Annotated in this window: 13 protein-coding genes and 2 pseudogenes; 3 read left to right on the top strand and 12 right to left on the bottom strand. The window is 58.5% G+C overall.

The window, feature by feature from the left end:
* Nucleotides 1-75: 75 nt before the first annotated feature.
* The 5 genes and pseudogenes from uvrB to MUN79_RS30535 all read right to left on the bottom strand — a co-directional run.
* Nucleotides 76-2,109, bottom strand: a complete 2,034-nt coding sequence (gene uvrB / locus MUN79_RS00735) for an excinuclease ABC subunit UvrB (protein WP_244675924.1) — start codon at nucleotides 2,107-2,109, stop codon at nucleotides 76-78.
* Nucleotides 2,110-2,234: 125 nt separating this feature from the next.
* Nucleotides 2,235-2,552 (bottom strand): DUF6970 domain-containing protein, encoded by a 318-nt coding sequence (locus MUN79_RS00740; protein ID WP_244675925.1) that lies wholly within the window; start codon nucleotides 2,550-2,552, stop codon nucleotides 2,235-2,237.
* Between the two features lie 84 nt (nucleotides 2,553-2,636).
* Nucleotides 2,637-4,277 (bottom strand): hypothetical protein, encoded by a 1,641-nt coding sequence (locus tag MUN79_RS00745; RefSeq protein WP_244675926.1) that lies wholly within the window; start codon nucleotides 4,275-4,277, stop codon nucleotides 2,637-2,639.
* Nucleotides 4,258-4,428 carry an RNA polymerase sigma factor gene (locus tag MUN79_RS00750; RefSeq protein WP_244675927.1) on the bottom strand — a complete coding sequence of 57 codons (171 nt, stop codon included), beginning with the start codon at nucleotides 4,426-4,428 and terminating at the stop codon, nucleotides 4,258-4,260. The genes MUN79_RS00745 and MUN79_RS00750 overlap by 20 nt, the downstream gene beginning before the upstream one ends.
* A gap of 182 nt (nucleotides 4,429-4,610) precedes the next feature.
* A pseudogene (locus MUN79_RS30535) lies at nucleotides 4,611-4,934 on the bottom strand (RNA polymerase sigma factor); the annotation flags it as partial.
* Nucleotides 4,935-5,282: 348 nt separating this feature from the next.
* On the opposite strand from MUN79_RS30535, the gene wrbA reads away from it, so the two are divergent.
* The 3 genes from wrbA (at nucleotide 5,283) to MUN79_RS29760 (ending at nucleotide 8,932) form a co-directional block, all read left to right on the top strand.
* A complete protein-coding gene (gene wrbA / locus MUN79_RS00760) occupies nucleotides 5,283-5,897 on the top strand; it encodes an NAD(P)H:quinone oxidoreductase (RefSeq protein WP_244675928.1) in 615 nt (204 codons plus the stop codon).
* A gap of 459 nt (nucleotides 5,898-6,356) precedes the next feature.
* Entirely contained in the window at nucleotides 6,357-8,072 is a 1,716-nt protein-coding gene (locus tag MUN79_RS00765; RefSeq protein ID WP_262922964.1) for a TonB-dependent receptor, read from the top strand.
* Complete coding sequence (locus MUN79_RS29760) at nucleotides 8,030-8,932, top strand: outer membrane beta-barrel family protein (protein WP_262922965.1); 903 nt, start codon at nucleotides 8,030-8,032, stop codon at nucleotides 8,930-8,932. Before MUN79_RS00765 ends, MUN79_RS29760 begins: the two co-directional genes overlap by 43 nt.
* 169 nt (nucleotides 8,933-9,101) lie before the next feature.
* Here the strand turns inward: MUN79_RS29760 and MUN79_RS00770 are convergent, their stop codons facing one another.
* The 7 genes and pseudogenes from MUN79_RS00770 to MUN79_RS00800 all read right to left on the bottom strand — a co-directional run bounded on the left by MUN79_RS00770 (nucleotide 9,102) and on the right by MUN79_RS00800 (nucleotide 17,312).
* Nucleotides 9,102-9,845 (bottom strand): shikimate dehydrogenase family protein, encoded by a 744-nt coding sequence (locus tag MUN79_RS00770; protein WP_244675929.1) that lies wholly within the window; start codon nucleotides 9,843-9,845, stop codon nucleotides 9,102-9,104.
* Nucleotides 9,846-9,944: 99 nt separating this feature from the next.
* Nucleotides 9,945-10,619 carry a DedA family protein gene (locus MUN79_RS00775; RefSeq protein WP_244675930.1) on the bottom strand — a complete coding sequence of 225 codons (675 nt, stop codon included), beginning with the start codon at nucleotides 10,617-10,619 and terminating at the stop codon, nucleotides 9,945-9,947.
* A gap of 210 nt (nucleotides 10,620-10,829) precedes the next feature.
* Nucleotides 10,830-12,163 (bottom strand): annotated as a pseudogene (locus MUN79_RS00780) (PQQ-dependent sugar dehydrogenase).
* A 91-nt stretch (nucleotides 12,164-12,254) separates the two neighbouring features.
* Nucleotides 12,255-13,691 carry a hypothetical protein gene (locus MUN79_RS00785; protein ID WP_244675931.1) on the bottom strand — a complete coding sequence of 479 codons (1,437 nt, stop codon included), beginning with the start codon at nucleotides 13,689-13,691 and terminating at the stop codon, nucleotides 12,255-12,257.
* Nucleotides 13,692-13,789: 98 nt separating this feature from the next.
* Nucleotides 13,790-14,620: a phosphosulfolactate synthase gene (locus tag MUN79_RS00790; RefSeq protein ID WP_244675932.1), complete on the bottom strand. Its 831-nt coding sequence runs from the start codon at nucleotides 14,618-14,620 to the stop codon at nucleotides 13,790-13,792.
* Between the two features lie 183 nt (nucleotides 14,621-14,803).
* Nucleotides 14,804-16,201 carry a tetratricopeptide repeat protein gene (locus MUN79_RS00795; protein WP_244675933.1) on the bottom strand — a complete coding sequence of 466 codons (1,398 nt, stop codon included), beginning with the start codon at nucleotides 16,199-16,201 and terminating at the stop codon, nucleotides 14,804-14,806.
* Nucleotides 16,202-16,292: 91 nt separating this feature from the next.
* Complete coding sequence (locus MUN79_RS00800) at nucleotides 16,293-17,312, bottom strand: NAD-dependent epimerase/dehydratase family protein (RefSeq protein WP_244675934.1); 1,020 nt, start codon at nucleotides 17,310-17,312, stop codon at nucleotides 16,293-16,295.
* Nucleotides 17,313-17,342 lie beyond the last annotated feature (30 nt).

Below are 17,342 nucleotides of genomic sequence, written 5' to 3' on the forward strand. Positions count from 1 at the left end.
AAAAAGAACTGGCCGGCCGCTTCCGCTCTACACGGGAGTCGGCCGGCCAGGCTTCTTCTACTTTCATGCCAACGGCTAATCCCGCTTACTTTTCAGCATCTGCCGCAGCTGGGCCAGTTCGTCGCGGTACTTGGCAGCCTGCAGGAAGTCGAGGTCCTTGGCGGCGGCTTCCATCTGCTTTTCGGTGGTTTTGATGAGCTTTTCCAGGTCGGGCTTGGTCATCATGGCAATAACCGGCTCGGCAGCCAAAGTCATGGTGTCCGTGTCGGGGCCAACGTAAGCAGCAGGCTCGATGCGGCGCTTGTCCGACAGCGAAGTCTGCCCGATGATTTCGTCGTGCGACTTCTTCACCGTGCGCGGCGTGATGCCGTGCTCTTCGTTGTAGGCCATCTGCACGGCCCGGCGGCGGTTCGTCTCGTCGATGGCGCGCTGCATGGAGCCCGTCATCCGGTCGGCGTACATAATCACCTTGCCCTTGTCGTTTCGGGCAGCCCTGCCCATGGTCTGAATCAGGCTGCGCTGGTCACGCAGGAAGCCTTCCTTATCGGCATCCAGAATACAAACCAGGCTCACTTCGGGCAAGTCCAGGCCCTCACGCAGCAGGTTTACCCCGATCAGCACGTCGATGACGCCCAGGCGTAGCTGCCGCAGAATTTCCACCCGGTCCAGGCTTTTCACATCGGAGTGTACGTACTGCGACTTGATGCCCAGACGCTCCATGTACTTCTGCAGCTCCTCAGCCATGCGCTTGGTAAGCGTGGTTACCAGCACCCGGTCACCCATCTTCACGCGGTTGTCCACCTCGTCCAGCAAATCGTCAATCTGGTTAACGCTGGGCCGCACGTCGATTTCGGGGTCCAACAGGCCGGTGGGGCGAATAATCTGCTCCACGACCACACCATTAGCTTGGGTCAGCTCATAGTCCGAGGGCGTAGCCGATACGTAGATGGCCTGCCGGTACATACTCTCAAACTCGTTGAAGGTCAGCGGGCGGTTGTCCATGGCGCTGGGCAGGCGGAAGCCGTATTCTACCAGGGCCGTCTTGCGGCTCCGGTCACCGCCCCACATGGCCCGCACCTGCGGAATGGTAGCGTGGCTTTCGTCGATAACCAGCAGGTAGTCATCGGGGAAGTAGTCGAGCAGGCAGAACGGGCGGGAGCCAGGCTGCCGGCCGTCGAAGTAGCGCGAGTAGTTCTCGATGCCCGAGCAGTAGCCCAGTTCCCGAATCATTTCCAGGTCAAATTCAGTGCGTTCCATGATGCGCTTGGCTTCTGAGTCGCGGCCCTCCTTCTCGAAGTAGGAGTGCTGCTGCACCATGTCGAACTGGATTTCCTTGATGGCCTGGTTGAGCGTGTCCTTGCCGGTCACGAAAAGGTTGGCCGGGTACAAGGTCACGCTTTGCTCGTCGCTGAGCTTTTTGCCGCTCACCGGATCAATCTTCTGAATGGCCTCGATTTCGTCGCCGAAGAAATAGATGCGGTAGGCAAAGTCGGCATAAGCCGGAAACACGTCTACCGTGTCGCCTTTCACCCGGAACGTGCCGCGGGTAAACTCCACCTCGGTGCGCGAGTAGAGAATCTGCACGAACTGGTAGAGCAGGTTGTTGCGCGAGTATTTCAGGCCCGGAGCCAGGTAAATAACGTTTTTGCTGAACTCCTCGGGGTTGCCAATGCCGTAAATACACGACACGGAAGCCACCACGATTACGTCGCGGCGGCCCGAGAGCAGCGTAGCGGTGCAGTGCAGGCGCAGCTTCTCGATTTCCTCGTTGATGGCCAGGTCCTTCTCGATAAAGACGTCGGTACTGGCAATGTAGGCCTCGGGCTGGTAATAGTCGTAGTAGCTGATGTAGTACTCGACGGCATTATTAGGGAAAAACGACTTGAACTCGCCGTAAAGCTGGGCCGCCAGGGTTTTGTTGTGGCAGAGTACCAGCGTGGGCTTGCCCGTCTGGGCCACGACGTTGGCCACCGTGAAGGTTTTGCCGGTACCCGTGGCACCCAGCAGTACCTGGGCCGGCTCCCCACTTTCCACGCCCGATACGAGCTGGGCAATGGCTTTGGGCTGGTCGCCGGTGGGTTTGAATTCGGAGGTTAGTTGGTAGTCCATTCAGGCAAAAAGGTGACAGCTAAGGCAGCCAAGAATAACTCTATTGGCGCAAGGTAGGTTTCTTCGGAAACGAAAAAACCTGCTCAAGTGAATTGAACAGGTTTTTCATTTTAATAACCAATACCCTAACGGGGGTCACGCCACACCAGACATTCATTGATAAGGTCCTGCTTCTCCCACTGGCAGCTGTTCTGGTACCGGCCGGAAATACCGGTTCCTTCCGAGCATAGTGGTTTTAGCTGCTCATCGTAATAATTCGCATAGGCATCCGGATAATGAGAATCAACTAGGAATACAATCTTGCCGTGCACGGTGTAGCGCTTTACTTCCCCAGCCGGATTGGCTTTGGGGTTCTGGAGCAGCTTATCAATCAGGGGCTGGGCTGACGCGACATCACAAGCCGCAGGAGCCGGTTCAGCAGTATCGTCCTGACACTGGACCATACCCAGGCAACCCCAAACGCCAACTAAAAACAGTAAGGATTTCATTGCATAAAGAGGAATGTGGTGAGATAAACAGATCCGCTCCTAGTGGGCTACCACCGTCGCCTTGCCCCCAAACTCTACGCTGGCCTCCATGCCCACTGCGTAGGGCCGGGCCTGGTAGTTGTTGCGCACCGCATCAGTGTTCAGGGTAGACAGGCCGGCTTCCGCCGTAGGACCCACCGATACGCTCCACTGCGCCGCCATGGGCTGGAAACGTACGCCGCCACCGGTGTTAACCGAGCCCTGCACTTTGCGGTAGGGGGAGTTAGTCGATTTCAGCGTGTAGGAAGTCGAGGCTTCGGGCATGCCCTCTAGCTCAGAACGCGTGCTGAACAGTACATTGACGGCTGCGCCTACCTTGGCGTAGAGCGACCAGCCGGGCTTGGCCGAGCCGTAGCGCACACTCACCGGAACGCCCGCCGTGCGGTACCGGTACTGGGCCGTACGGAGCTTGGCTGCCTGGGGCGGGGCCAGGAAATTACTTGTAGGCTGATCTTTGCTGGCCAGCGAGGCTTCCACGACGGGCATCTTACCATCGAGGAAATAGTAAGAGGTTTGTGAGGTAGCACGCTGCTCGGCTACGGCCAGGCCGGTGCTCACCGTCAGGCGCTTCGAAGCGGCGTAGTTGGCAGCCAGGGCCACGCGCTGGGCAAAGCCGGGCCGCAGGTTCTGCCGATACTCCTGAGCCGCCTGCTCATAGGTGTTTACGGCGCGGGCCGCCACTGCTCCCCCCACACTGTTGGCATAAGTAACGTTTGCCGGCGAGGCGCCAAAGCTCATGTTCGGGTTATAGGCCGAGGCGGAATACCCACCCATCAGGCGCCACCGCTTGGGGCGGGCAGCTACCTCAGGCTTGGGTTCTTCCTGCAGTTCTGCGGGCAGTTGCACGGCCGCCATGCTGGGCGTGCTAGACAAAGCAGGCTTGAGCGTATCGGGGCGGCTGCCACCAATCAGACCCGGCAAGGCCAGTTGCTGACTGCTCAGCGCGGCCAGCCAGCTGGTAGCGCCGCCCGTAGCTGGGCGCCCGGCCCCTATCACCCGGTCATAGAAAGAGCCGGCCGAACCGCTTGTCGTTCTGTTATAGGTCGTCCCGGAGGCCGAGCCGTAGGTTCCTGCCGTTGCCCCCGAGTGATTGAAGGCGGCCCCGCTACGGTTTGCCCCAAACGTGCCGGCCGTAGACATTGTCGCGTCGGCTACCCCGTAGTCGGAGCCTGGCATGGTGCTACTCGTGGCCATGTCCGTTTCCGTTGGCTGGGCCATCATGGCGGCTAGGCTGGCGGCAGTAGCGTCTCCCAAATATAAATCTGAGGCCGAGCTAGCGGCATCTGAGGCTGGATCAATGGCAGCATCCGGGCTGGAAACGCTGCGCTTCGCGCTGTGCTGACCAGTAGTAGCCGAAGTAGCCGCCACGGTGCCCGCCAGATTCGCCGGAGCTGATTGCCGCACGGCCAGCCAGCTGCCCGCTGCCAAAAACAACAGAATGCAGGCGGCAGCGGCCCAGCGGTGCCACACCAGGCGGCGCCGGAAAGTCTCATTCTGCTGCACCAGCAGCTCGTGGTCTATCTGTTCCCAGAGGTGCATGCGGGGCGCTACCTCAGCTTCGCCCAGCTTCTGCCGAAACAGCTGCTCTAAGTCGCCGGTAGGTTCCGGAGTGGGCGTGTGGTTATTTGCGGTAGGTACCATTGGAACGATGCGCGTCGAGGCGCTCTAATTTGGTCTTCAAAATTGCCCGGGCCCGGGCGTACTGGGATTTGCTGGTGCCTTCGGAGATGCCCATGAGCTCCCCGATTTCCTTGTGCCCGTAGCCCTCAATGGCAAACAGGTTGAACACCATGCGGTAGCGGGGGCCAACTCCTGCACCATAGCCAGCATTTCTTCAAAAGCGTAATTGGAGAGCGTAAATTCCTCTCCGGCCAACTCTTCGGGGTACTCACCTTCGCTGACGGCTACCAGCGGGGCGTTGCGGCGGTGCTGGCGCAGGGCGGCATTCACCATAATGCGGCGAATCCAGAACTCCAGCGGGCACTCGCGGCGGAAGTTACGCAGGTTGTTGAATACTGTTATAAAGCCTTCCTGCAGCACATCCTCGGCCTCAAACGTCGTTTGCGCATAGCGCAGGCACACGGCCATCATCTTCCCGGCAAACCGGTCGTAGAGCTGCTTCTGCATAGCGCGGCTGCCAGCCAGGCACCCGTCAATTATCTCGGCCTCAGTCATAGCGGAAGGCGGGGTAAGGTGGCGCACAGGAGCCGACGCGGCCGGCTTAGCAGTGGAATGCCCATCGGGCAGCAGGCTCCGCAGCCCGCTTACCGAACCCAGAGCGGAGGACAGAGCACCCATTAGCGGCAGCGGCCCACCTGGCCCACGTTATGCACCGGCCCCTGCAGCCCAGGCTGCGACCGGAAGATGTTTGTAGCCAATAATTCCATAGTAAGCGGATAGAATCAGGAAAGGAAAACTACCTAGTGTGGTCTACTAGGATGAGCATAGTAGGAGCGTAGCGGTTGCATGAGGCGGATAAAAAACCCAAACTCCGGCAAAAACAACTGTAAGTCAACCGCTTAATTTCCTGCTTAAAGATACATCTCGCGCCTGACCCAGTGCATTATTGCAGTTAATAGCTATAAGTAAGGCAACCCCTTCCCTGTTCTGCCGTAGCCTCTGCATCGTTCTACCACAGCCAACCATATGAAGACCCTTGTTCTGTTCTATTCCACCTATGGCCACATCTACAAGATGGCGGAAGCCATTGCCGAAGGTGCCCGCGAGGTGGCCGGCAATGAAGTCGTAATAAAGCGGGTGCCCGAAACCCTCCCTCAGGCCCTGCTCGACCAGATTGGCGCCACTCAGGCCCAGAAAGCCTTCGAGCACATTCCGGTGGCTACCCCAACCGAGCTAACCGAGTACGACAACATCGTCTTTGGCACGCCCACCCGCTACGGCAACTTGTGCGGGCAGATGCAGGCCTTTATGGACAGTACCGGCGGCCTGTGGGCTAAAGGAGCCTTGGTGGGCAAAGTTGGTTCGGTGTTCGTGAGCACGGCTACCCAGCACGGCGGCCAAGAAACCACGATTCGCTCGTTTCATACCGAGCTGCTGCACCACGGCTTCGTAATTGTGGGTTTGCCCTACGCCTGGCAGGGCCAGATGGGCCACGAAGAGGTAACCGGCGGCACACCCTACGGCGCCAGCACGGTGGCCGGCGGTCAGGGCGAGCGGCAGCCCAGCGCCAACGAGTTGGAAGGAGCCCGTTTCCAGGGCAAGCACACTTCGGAAATTGCCAGCAAACTAGCTCGTTCCTAACGGAATGCTATATTAGGCGCTTATTCTCTGCACACTTACCTGCAACCCTTGGCAGCCACTTCCCCCGGAGTGGCTGCTTTTTTTATGTCCCGGCTTCAGGCAGAGACATTTATGATATACCATACAGATATTTTACTGACAGATTACTTACGGGCACCGGTCAGATTATTTAGACAACTGGCCGAGTATTGTTGGGCCAAATCGACTGGGCTGAGTAGGTTTGTACCGCTTTTTTCCTTCCTGACCTGCGGTTAGTCATATTTTTTTCTCGCGTATTGTAATGCCGCGCCCGCCCCGGCGATTCATAACCGGACTTCCATTAAGCAGTTAATCCATTCCACGGTGCAACTTCTGTCGGCCTAACCCGACCCTGGGACGAGTTTGCCCCTGGCTTTTATCTCCCTTACACCTGGCCCATTGCCGGCCACCTTACTGTTTGCATTTCCTCTTTTGTAGTATATGAAACGTTATCTACCCATTCTGGTAACTACTGGTCTGCTCACGGCTCCGGCCTGGGCCCAGACCACGCCCCCAGCCGGAACACCGGCCGGCCGCCCCAGTCAGTCTTCGGCGCCCGGGACCACTGCGCCCAAGCCGCTGGATATACCGGCGGCACCCCGCGGCACGGGCCGCCTGACCGGCACCGTACTGGACGCCACCACCAAAAAGCCCGTGGAGTTTGCCACCGTGGCTTTGCTGCCCGCTACCGGCAACCAGCCCATAGATGGTACCGTGTGCGACGACAAGGGCCGGTTTGCGCTCAAAAGCCTCGCCAGCGGGTCGTACCGGGTGCAGATCAGCTTCGTGGGCTACGTGACTCGTACCGAAACCGTAACCATCACCGACGGCACCACCGATCTGAGCACCCTGCAACTTACCTCGGCGGCTCAGAAACTGGGGGAAGTAACCGTAACCGGAGAGCGGGACGTGGTGGAAACCAAGCCCGACCGGATTGTTTACAACGCCGAAAAGGACATTACCAACTCGGGTGGCACCGCGGCCGACGTGCTGCGCAAAGTGCCGCTGGTAAACGTGGACCCCGATGGCAACGTGGAGCTGCGGGGCACTTCCAACGTGCGCGTACTTATCAACAACAAGCCTTCCGGCATCGTGGCTTCGTCGGTAGCGGATGCCATGAAGCAGATTCCGGCCGACCAGATTAAGAGCGTAGAGGTGATTACCACGCCCTCGGCCAAATACGACGCCGAAGGCACGGGCGGCATCATCAACATTATTCTGAAGAAGAACAATCTGCAGGGTACCAACGGTAGTATCGGATTGGCGGGAGGTACTCGTAGCTCCAATGGCAATGCGTCGCTGAACTACCGCAAGGGCAAAATCGGGCTGACCAGCTCGGCCAGCGGCTTTGCCTTCTATAGCCCTAACCGCAACGACCTGCGTCGTTCCTTGAAAAACCCGGACGGGACTGAAACGCAGGCACTGGAGCAGGATGGCGACGGAAATACGCTGGGTGGCGGCGGCTTCGGCCGGCTGGGCCTTGACTACGACCCGGCCCAGTACCACAACCTCACGATAGGCTTGCAGGGCAGCATGTTCCGCAACTCCGGCGACTATCAGCAGTTCAACAACGTGCTATTTCCGGTAACGGCGGCCAATCAGTTTACGCGCGACACCGACCGGAAATTCCGCACGCAGAGCTACGATTTGAGTGGCTCCTACACCCGGACCTTCGAGCAGAAGCGCCGCGAGTGGAGCGTACTGGCCCAGCACACCCGCAACCGCAACGAGCAAGATTACGAGCTCAACCAGTACCCTGGCCGCAATGAGGCTGGGGCGGTGCAGTACCGGGAACAGAGTGACAACCTGGCCCGCAACCTGGAAACCACGCTTCAGACCGACTACGCCCACCCATTCTCGGAAACGGCCCTGCTCGAAACCGGTGCCAAGGCAATTCTGCGCCGCGTCAGCAGCGACTACGACGTGTACGACCAAGTGGCGCTGAACTTCAATCCAGCCCGTTCCAACCTCTTTAATTACAACCAAGACGTGGTGTCGGCCTACGGCACCTACGGGTTTTCGGCCTCCAAGAAACTGAGCTTCAAAGTGGGTGCGCGAGTAGAAAACACGCGCGTCCGGGGGACTTTGAGCCCCGGCAGGATGACAACGCCGGCGTGTCGCAGGACTACTTCAACGTGCTGCCCAACGCGAGCCTGAGCTTCCAGCCCAATAACCCCAAGAAGCCCGGCCAGTCGCTGCGGCTGGCGTACTCAAAACGGATTCAGCGCCCCCAGATTTTCTACCTCAACCCATTCCGCAACACCTCCGACACGCTCAACGTGAGCTACGGTAACCCCAAGCTGGAACGTGAGCTAACCGATAGCTACGAGCTAAACTATACCACTTTCATCAAGGGCTCGGTGGTCAACATGTCGGCTTACGTGCGGCGCACCGGCAATGCTATTGAAAGTGTCCGCTTTATCCGGAACGGTATCAACAACCAGACCTTTGCCAACATTGGCCGCAACGCCACCTACGGCATCAGCCTGTTTGGCTCGGTGAAGCCGGTGCCGAAGTGGGACTTGAGCGGTAACGTGAACGTGTACTACGTGTCATTGAAAAGCCCGGCGCTGAGCCTGGAAGACGGTGTGGTCAACACGGCGGCTTACGCCAACGACGGGGTGATGTACAGCATCAATGTGAACACCAGCTACAAGTTTGAAAACGGACTGAGCATTCAGGGCTACGGTGGCCTGAACTCGCCCCGCGTACAGCTCCAGGGCCAGCAGGCCGCCTGGACGTTCTACTCCGTGGGTATGCGCAAAAACCTGCTTAAGGACAAAGCCGACCTCACGCTCAGCGCCGACAACTTCCTGAAGGCCACCCGCAACCTGAAGTCGACGCTCGATACCGAGCAGTTCCGCCAGGAAAGCAACAACTACATCTACATGCGCGGGGTAAAGCTGGCCTTCAACTACCGCTTCGGCAAAGTGTCGGCCCAGCCCCAGAAGCGTCGTAAAGGTATCCAGAACGACGACGCCAAGCAGGGCGAAAGCGGCGGCCAGGGCCAGCCGTAGTCCGCTACCGGAAGCAGCTTCTGTTACCGAAAAGCCCCTTACTACCGCGTGTAGTAAGGGGCTTTTCCTTTTGGGAATCTCAACATCATTTAGAGGAAGGATGGCCGCGCCTGGGCTGGAAGCGCAGAATGCTCGCCAGGAAGGACTTCTATTTTTTCATGTTTCTATATCAGCCTTGGTTCCAGATGCGCCAGGACTCCTCGGCCTGCAGGCAGAGCATTTCGAAGCCGTTCTTGGTTTGGGCACCCTGCTCGGCACCTTTGGCCATGAAGAGGGTTTCACTGGGGTTATAAATCAGGTCGTAGAGGTAGTGCCGGGCCGTAAGCTCCGGGTACGGAATGGGCGGACACTCGGCCATGTTGGGAAAGGTGCCCAGCGGCGTCGTGTTGATAATCAGGGAATGAGCCGCCACAATGGCGGGGGTAAGGTCGGCGTAGGTAAGGCCCGAGGCCAGCGGGTTGCGCGACACCAGCCAGTAGCGGATACCCAGCTCCCGCAGCGCCGCTTCTACCGCCTTCGAGGAGCCGCCGGTACCCAGTACCAAAGCCCCGGCCTCCTCGCCCCGCAAGGGGTAAAACCGCCGCAGCGACTCGCGGAAACCGATGTAGTCGGTGTTGTGCCCCACGCGCCGGCCGTCGGCCGTAAACTCAATGACGTTTACGGCCCCAATGCGGGCCGCGGACGGTGCCACTTCATCGAGGTAGGGCCAGACCTGCTCTTTGAAGGGAATAGTCACGTTTAAGCCCTGCAGATTGGGCTCCTGGTCGAACAGGCGCGGCAGGTCCTTGATGCTGCCCAACTCGAACAGGTTGTAGTGGCAATCCTCCAGCCCCAGGTTCTCAAACTTCTGCGAAAAGTAGGTGTGGGAGAAAGAGTGCTCGAGCTTTAACCCGATAAGTCCGAACTGGCGCATAGTACGTGAAAAGGAATGGCGTCCCGAAAAAACAAAAAAAACCGCCCCAAACCATAAGATTTGGGGCGGTTTTTGAAAAATTAAATCCTACTGTCTGACTTAGGCGGCGGCTGAGTTACCGCTCATCTTTTCCTTCAGGAACTGAACTGCGGGCGGCAGAATCGAGAAAAGAATGATGCCGTAAATCACGTAGGTAAAGTTGTGCTGCACCCACGGAATGTTGCCCAGGAAGAAGCCGGCCAGGGTGAGCGAAATAACCCAGAGCAGGGCCCCGGCAATGCTGTAGCCGATGAAGTAGCTGTACTTCATGGTGCCCACGCCCGCTACAAAGGGCGCAAACGTGCGCACGATGGGAATAAAGCGGGCCATGATGATGGTTTTGCCGCCGTGCTTGGCATAGAAGTCCTGGGTTTGCTCCAGGTACTTGCGCTTCAGAAAGCGAAAATCTTCCCGAAACACCCGCGGCCCCAAATAGTCACCGACAAAGTAGTTAAGGTTGTCGCCCAAAAACGCGGCGGCAATGAGCAGCGGAATCAGGTAGAAAATGTTCAGCAGCGTATCAGGGGAACCGGCGGCTACGGGCTGGGCGGCCAGGGTGCCGGCTACGAACAGCAGGGAGTCGCCGGGCAGGAAGGGCAGCACCACCACGCCGGTTTCGGTAAAGACAATCAGAAACAGAATCAGGTAAATCAGGTTGCCATACTCACCTACAAGCAGCTTAAGGTGCACATCAAGGTGCAGAATGATGTCGAGGAAATGCTTAATCAGCTCCATGAAGGGAAGTAAGTGAGAGGAATGACTGGGTTGTAACCGGCAAATATCCCACAAAGAAAACAGGCTGCCGGGAAAGTGGCAGCCTGTTAGCAGAATTTGCGTGGAATAATTCCGGTGCCCGGCCAGAGCCAGCCTGTGGAAACAGCGTATGAATGAGCTGAATAGAAGCCGACCGGCACTCCCGTAACGGGTCTTCCCCGTTACCGGCGCCTACTTGGCTACGGCACTCACCCGCCACACTTTGTTGCCGGCATCGTCGGCAATGAGCAGGGCTCCATCGGGCAGCACGGCTAAGCCCACGGGCCGGCCGTATACCTCTTTTCCCTCCTCGTTGGCAATAAAGCCAGTGGCAAAATCCTCCATCGGACCACTCGGCCGACCGTTCTGGAAGGGCACAAACACCACTTTGTAACCCGAGAAAGTAGAGCGGTTCCAGGAGCCGTGCTGCCCGATAAAGGCCCCGTTCTGGTACTTGGCCGGGAAACCTTTCTGGTCATAGAAAGCCAGGCCCAGCGAGGCGGTGTGCGGCCCCAACGCCACATCGGGCACCACGGTTTTGCTTACCAGCTCGGGAGCCTCCCCTTTGCGGCGCGGGTCTTCGTGGTTGCCGAAGTAGGCGTAGGGCCAGCCATAGAAGGCCCCGGACTTGACGCTGGTCAGGTAATCGGGTACCAGTTCGTCGCCCAGCTCATCCCGCTCGTTCACGGCCGTCCACAGCGTTTGGGTGCCGGGGCCCAGTCCATGCCCACGGGGTTGCGCAGGCCGGCGGCAAAAATCCGCTCCTGCGTGCCGTCGGGGTTGATTTCGAGAATATTGGCCCGGCGCTTTTCGTTTTCCATGCCGTTTTCGCCCACGTTGGAGCCAGAGCCTACCGAAACATAGATTTTGGAGCCGTCGGCCGCAGCCAGCAGGTTGCGGGTCCAGTGGTTGTTGTAGCCTCCGGCCGGCAGGTCCAGGATTTTCTGGCCCTTGCCGGTGATTTTGGTTTGCCCGGGCTTGTAGTCAAAGCGCAGGATTCCGTCGGTGTTCGCCACGTAGAAATAGTTGCCCAGCACCAGCATGCCCAGGGGCTGGTTCAGATCAGCCAGAAATGTTTCGCGCACCTCGGGCCGGCCATCCTTGTCGGAATCCCGCAGCAGGGTAATTCGGTTGGCACTGGTCGACTTCAGGGACCGGGACGGGTCGAGGTTGAGGGCAGCGGCTACCTTCTTCTTCGGATTGTTGGGCACCGTGTTAGATTCGGCGACCAGCACGTCGCCATTGGGCGTCACGTAGAGCCAGCGCGGACTATTGAAGCTTCCGGCGTACTCGGCCACGGCAAAACCGGCGGGTACAACCGGCGTGCGGCCGGCCGGCCAGTCAATTACCTTGCTGCGCTTGGTTACGGACTTGGAGCTGTAAGGCGCGGGCAGCTCAACGGGCTGGGTGGCGGTGCTTACACTATCGGTGGGCGTGTCGGCCGCGGCCTGGGCTTTTTCTTCCTTACTGGGCCCGCTGCAGGCCGCCAGGCTCAGTATCGATAGATAAATGGACAGCTTTTTCATAAAGCAGAAATGAATATGGTTCTGCTTTTTTACTGCGTTGGCGCAGGATGGTTGTTCAGCTTGCTCCCGCGGCAGGCAAAATGATGGTTGGCTATTGCTGATAGTATAGCCGCGTCTCACTGGTAATGCCCCAGTAGTGCAGCATTTGGGCATTGTCCGCGGAATAGGCAGCATCGGTAATCTTGGTCCAGCTCATCACCTTGCAGTCGGGGTCTTCCAGGCGCACGGGTGACGTCCAGGAGTTGGCAATCTGCTGCATAGCGGCCTTTTCGCACTGGTTTCCCACATTGATAGGTTTGTCGGCCAAAGTCATGAAGCCCAGGAAAGCTACTAAAGCCAAGCCGTAGCGCTGCCCGAGCCGTGGGGGAAGCGTGCCGAGCAAGTGCAGGGACGTGAGACCGTACGCATAAATCAGCCCCAGCAGCACCGGCAGGAAGGTGTCGCGGCGAATAATGTCGGGGCGGTATTCGCGGTACCCACCCAGGGGCAGCAGCAGCAGGTAGATACCGGCAAACAAGCCCAGCCACTTTACCAGGCGCAACAGCCGCTGCTGCTCGGCCGAAGCCGGCTGCCGCTTCAGCAGCACCGTGTTGAGCAGCAGCAGCAGCAGAATCAGCGGAATGCCCAGCTTCACGGTCAGCTGATAGAAAAGGCCCAGCGGCAGCCGGGCGTAACGCTCGGCCAAGGCAAGCGAAGCCCCGGTCAGATTTTCCTTGTTGTTGAGCCCGATATAAAGTGAGTACAGGCACAGCAGACTAATAAAGCCAAAGTGCAGCAACTGGGCCCGCGGAATACCAGTCAGCGTCGCCTGCAGGCGGTTAGGCCCAGCTTGCTTGCTACCTTGCCAGGCTCCGTAGAGCAGCGCTGCCGGGCAGATGATAAGCACCACAGCTGGCACCAGGGGCCCGTTGAAGGCTAGCACCACGGCCAGTATTGCCCACCCGACGTGCTGGGCTATGCCCAGCTGCAGCGCCTGCCCAGTGTAAGCGGCGCGGTAGAAGGGCCAGAAAAACACGAGTAATAAGCCCATTGGCAGGGCATAGAACACGGTGTAGGTTACCGATTTGTCGATAATACCCATCTGCATGTTGTAGCCCGAGGTGTGAAACAAGGGCACAAGCAGTGCAGCAGCCAGCAGCAGCTGGGGCCAGCCGACTTTGGCCGCTACCCTGATGTAAGCCGCCAGCACGAGCAGAAGCAGCAGCTGCACCCCGGTTTTGAGGAGGGCACTGGCCAGATACACGCTTTCAATCGGCGAGACAAAGGCCTTTAACGCCAGCGGCACGGTCTTGAAGTAGCTGGACAGCAACTGGTGGGCAAAAAACCGGTTGGGTGCCGCGTACACTTCATTTTTGAGCAGTACTCCCAGGCCTAGCGGGTCCTGCAGTACCTGGCTGTACCAGGGCGCCGGCAGAATAATGGCTGCCATGTCGCCGTCCAGCTCCACATTTAGGTGCTGCCAAAAAGAAAAACTGGTATCCAGCAAAATAAAGACGGCTAAGGCCAGCCACAGATACTGTTTGCGCATTGACTTCCTAGAGTAGAAATACTATAAAACAGGCTTAGCCAGGCCGCAAAAAAGGCCGCACAGTAACTGCACGGCCTTTTTTGCGGATGAAGCCAAGGTTAGCCGCGGGGCATGGAGGTGCCGGGCTTGCCGGTAGGCTTCTCGGGCTTAAAGTCCTCGTCCACGGCGTCCATGTCCAGGAAGTGGGTAAACGTGTCGCCGCGCAGGCCCAGACGGATGGTTTCCAGCGACACTACCTCATGGGGCGCAATGTTGCCCAGGTTCACGTTGGCCCCGAGCAGCTTGATAAACCACACTTGCTGGGCTTTCTGGGGAGCTTCCCACAGGATTTTCTCGAACGGAATCTGGGTCAGGATTTCCTCGACCAGACCCGAGCGTACCTCACCGGTGCTGCGGAACAAACCCACGTTGCCGGCCTCCCGAGCCTCCCCGATTACCTTGATGGCCCCGGCTTCGAGCTCGGTTTTCATCTGCGAAATCCACTTGTAGGGCGGAATGATTTTCTCGGCATCCTTAGAGCCTACTTCGCTAAGCACCTTCACATCCTGGGCCAGGGTACGAATGTACTCCAGCTTCCGGTCGTGCTTGAGGTCAATAGAGCCGTCGGAAACCTCGGCGTATTCCATACCAAACTCGGAGAGCAGGCGGCGGTAGTCGTCGAACTGGTTGCGGATAATAAAGGCCTCAAACAGCGTTCCGCCGAAATACACCGGAATACCGGCAGCCTTGTAAGCGTCCAGCTTCTTGCGCAGGTTGGGCACCACGTAGGAAGTGGCCCAGCCGAGCTTCACAATGTCGGTGTACTCGCCGCCCACTTCCAGGAAGTTTTCTACTTCGCGGATGCTGAGGCCCTTGTCCATAACCATCGTGTAGCCTTGCTCACGGGGCTTGCTGGTGCGTTCGGGGAGGTTGTTGAGGCTGTAATTCATGCGTTGAGACTTGGAATCTTAAGGTCTAGAAAACACGTTGCCGCCCGCTCGAAGCCGAAAAGGACTCCGGAGGCCGCGCCAAAAGTACGCCCGAATTCTGTAACCGCTCTTACATGCAAAAGGTCCGGGCCGCTGGCAGATGTTGCCAAGCAGTCCGGACCTTGCAGCCGAAGCCTCGAAAAGTTATTTGCGGTACTGATCAATCAGCCGGGCCAGGGCCCGCTGCGACTCCAGCTCGGGGAAGTACTCGAACAGCAGCCGATGCTTGTCGAAATCCAGCACCAGGGCATTTTCCAGGTACTGATACGCTTCCCGGTAGCGGCCCGCCGCCAGCAGATACGCGCAGAGACGGTAGTGCAGCTCCGCCTCACCGGGCTGAATTTCTACGGCGTTGCGCATCAGGTCAATGGCCTCGTCGAAATTGCCCTGCTCGTAGAGAATAATGCTCCAGTTGAGCCAGGCATCCTTATTATCGGGCGCTACCTGAGTGGCTTTATCGTAGCATTCCAAGGCACTTACCACAGCACCTATCTGGTACTCGGCGGCGGCTAGGGCCATCCAGTATTCCGCGCTTTCGTCGTAGAGCGCCACAGCCTTGCGGAAGAAGTGAATGGCTTCAAACCACCGCTCCTGGGCCGTCAGCACGATGCCGATACCAAACCAGGCCTCGTCCATGGTCTGGTCGAGGTCAATGGCGTGCTGGTAGTTTTTGCGGGCAGCATCCCACTCGCTCAGCTTCTCGTGGCACTCCCCGATGTTGCACAGGGCTTCGGGTGTGGGCTGGCCTTCCTCGTAGCTGAGGTGAAACTCGGTAATAGCCTCCCGGTACTTTTCCTGGCCCACGTAGGCGCTGGCCAAGAAGCCGTGCGCATCATAAAACTTATTGTCGATGAGGATGGCGTACTCGAAAGCAGCCACAGCCTCCTCAAAATTACTCAGCCGGAAATATGCCTGCCCCAGGTTATACCAGGCCGTGGCCGAGTACGGGTCATCGTCGGTAAAACGGCGGAAAAAGTCCAGGTTCTTCTCCAGCCGCTCCGAAATTTCGAGGCAGTAAAGCAACTCCTGCACGGCAATGTCATTGTCAGGGTTCAGGCGCAGACTTTCCTTATAGTACTTGGCCGCACTCTTAAACTTCTGCCAGCTCTGGTAAGCTAGGCCCAGGTTAAAGTAAATATCGTCGCGGTCGGAAGCAGTTTCGGCTGCCGCCTTGAAGAAATCCACGGCCTGGGCAAAGTCGCCCTTCTGGGTGGCAATAATGCCCCGGGTCACGGCCACGTCGGGGTTGGTCGGGTCCAGTTCGGCCACCGACTCAATCTGCTGGGCCGCCGAGGTGTACTCCCCTTTCATGGCCAGCACCTGAGCCCGGTCGATGAGCAGCTCAGTGGAAAAAGGATACTGCGCAATAGCAGCCTCACAGGCTTGCAGCGCCTTATCGTAGTGGGTATTAGAAGTGTAATGGTCGATAATACTCTCGAAATCGGCCAGGTCAAAAAACACGGGCTCGTTGTTGGCCACCATCCGCTCAAAACGACGGACGGTATCCAGCACTTGCTCCTGGTCCTCAAAATTCTCGTTCATTCTCATTCTACTACAAGCAACGCAAAAAAACGCCAAAAAGGCAGCCTTTGCGACTATTTTTTCGGGTAGCCGATTTCAGCCGGCCACCAGCCTAATATACAACAACCGCACCGGAGGTAGCGGAGTTCGTCTGCAGCTCCTGGCAGCACCAGGCTACCGTGTCGGCCAGGGTCCGGAACGTCATTCCGGTGGCCTGCTGCACCTTTTGGCTCTGGTACACCACTGGTTTGCGGCCAGCCCGGGCCGTGTCTTTGGTTATCAGCGGCCGGGCCCCCGTTAGCACCGAGCGGGCGTGCTCGGCCCGCCAGATGATTTCGGCGGCCCAATCGGGTACGGCAATACGGGGGGCTTTCTTGCCAAAGCAGGCCGCAGCCTGAGCCAGAAACTCGTGCAGGGGAACGGCCCCGGCATTCAGAATAAAGCGCTCCGCCGAAATAGTCGGGGCAAAAGTCAGCCGCAGCATTGCTTCCACCACGTCCCGCACGTCCACAAAATTAACACTGCCGGGGGTATAAAAGGCATGCTCATTATACGCATACCGAAACAAACGGGTGCTGCTGCGCTTCCAGTCGGCGGGGCCCAGTACTACGGACGGATTGACCATTACTGCCGCCAGGCCTTCAGCCACACCCCGCCACACTTCCAGCTCGCCCAGGTACTTCGACGTGGCGTACGCGGCGTGAGCCGCACCCAGGTCCCATTTGGCCTCTTCCGTGAGCAGCTGCGTGCGGCCCGGCTCCTGTTCGGCCGCAGCAGCCCCGCCGCCCAACGCCGCCACCGACGACACGTGGCACAGCCGGATACCGGGCCGGTCAAGGCAGGCATCGACCACGTTGGCCGTGCCCTCCACGTTGATCTGCTGCAGCGCGTCTTCGTCCTGCGGAGCGTAGGATACCAGCCCGGCGCAGTGAAACACGTGCGTCACACCCTCCAAAGCATTACGCAGGGCCAGAATGTCGCGCACGTCACCCTCAACCCACTCTACTTGCTCGGCTCCGGCAATAGTCGGAATCTGCTGGCGAAATAGGGCCCGGACGTGGTAGCCTTGCGCGAGCAGGGCCGAAATCAGAAAACTGCCAATCAGGCCGCTGCCACCGGTGACGAAAACCATTTTCCCAGAATCAGTTTAGACAATGGCTAT

The sequence above is a fragment of the Hymenobacter cellulosilyticus genome, assembly GCF_022919215.1.
Lineage (GTDB): Bacteria > Bacteroidota > Bacteroidia > Cytophagales > Hymenobacteraceae > Hymenobacter > Hymenobacter cellulosilyticus.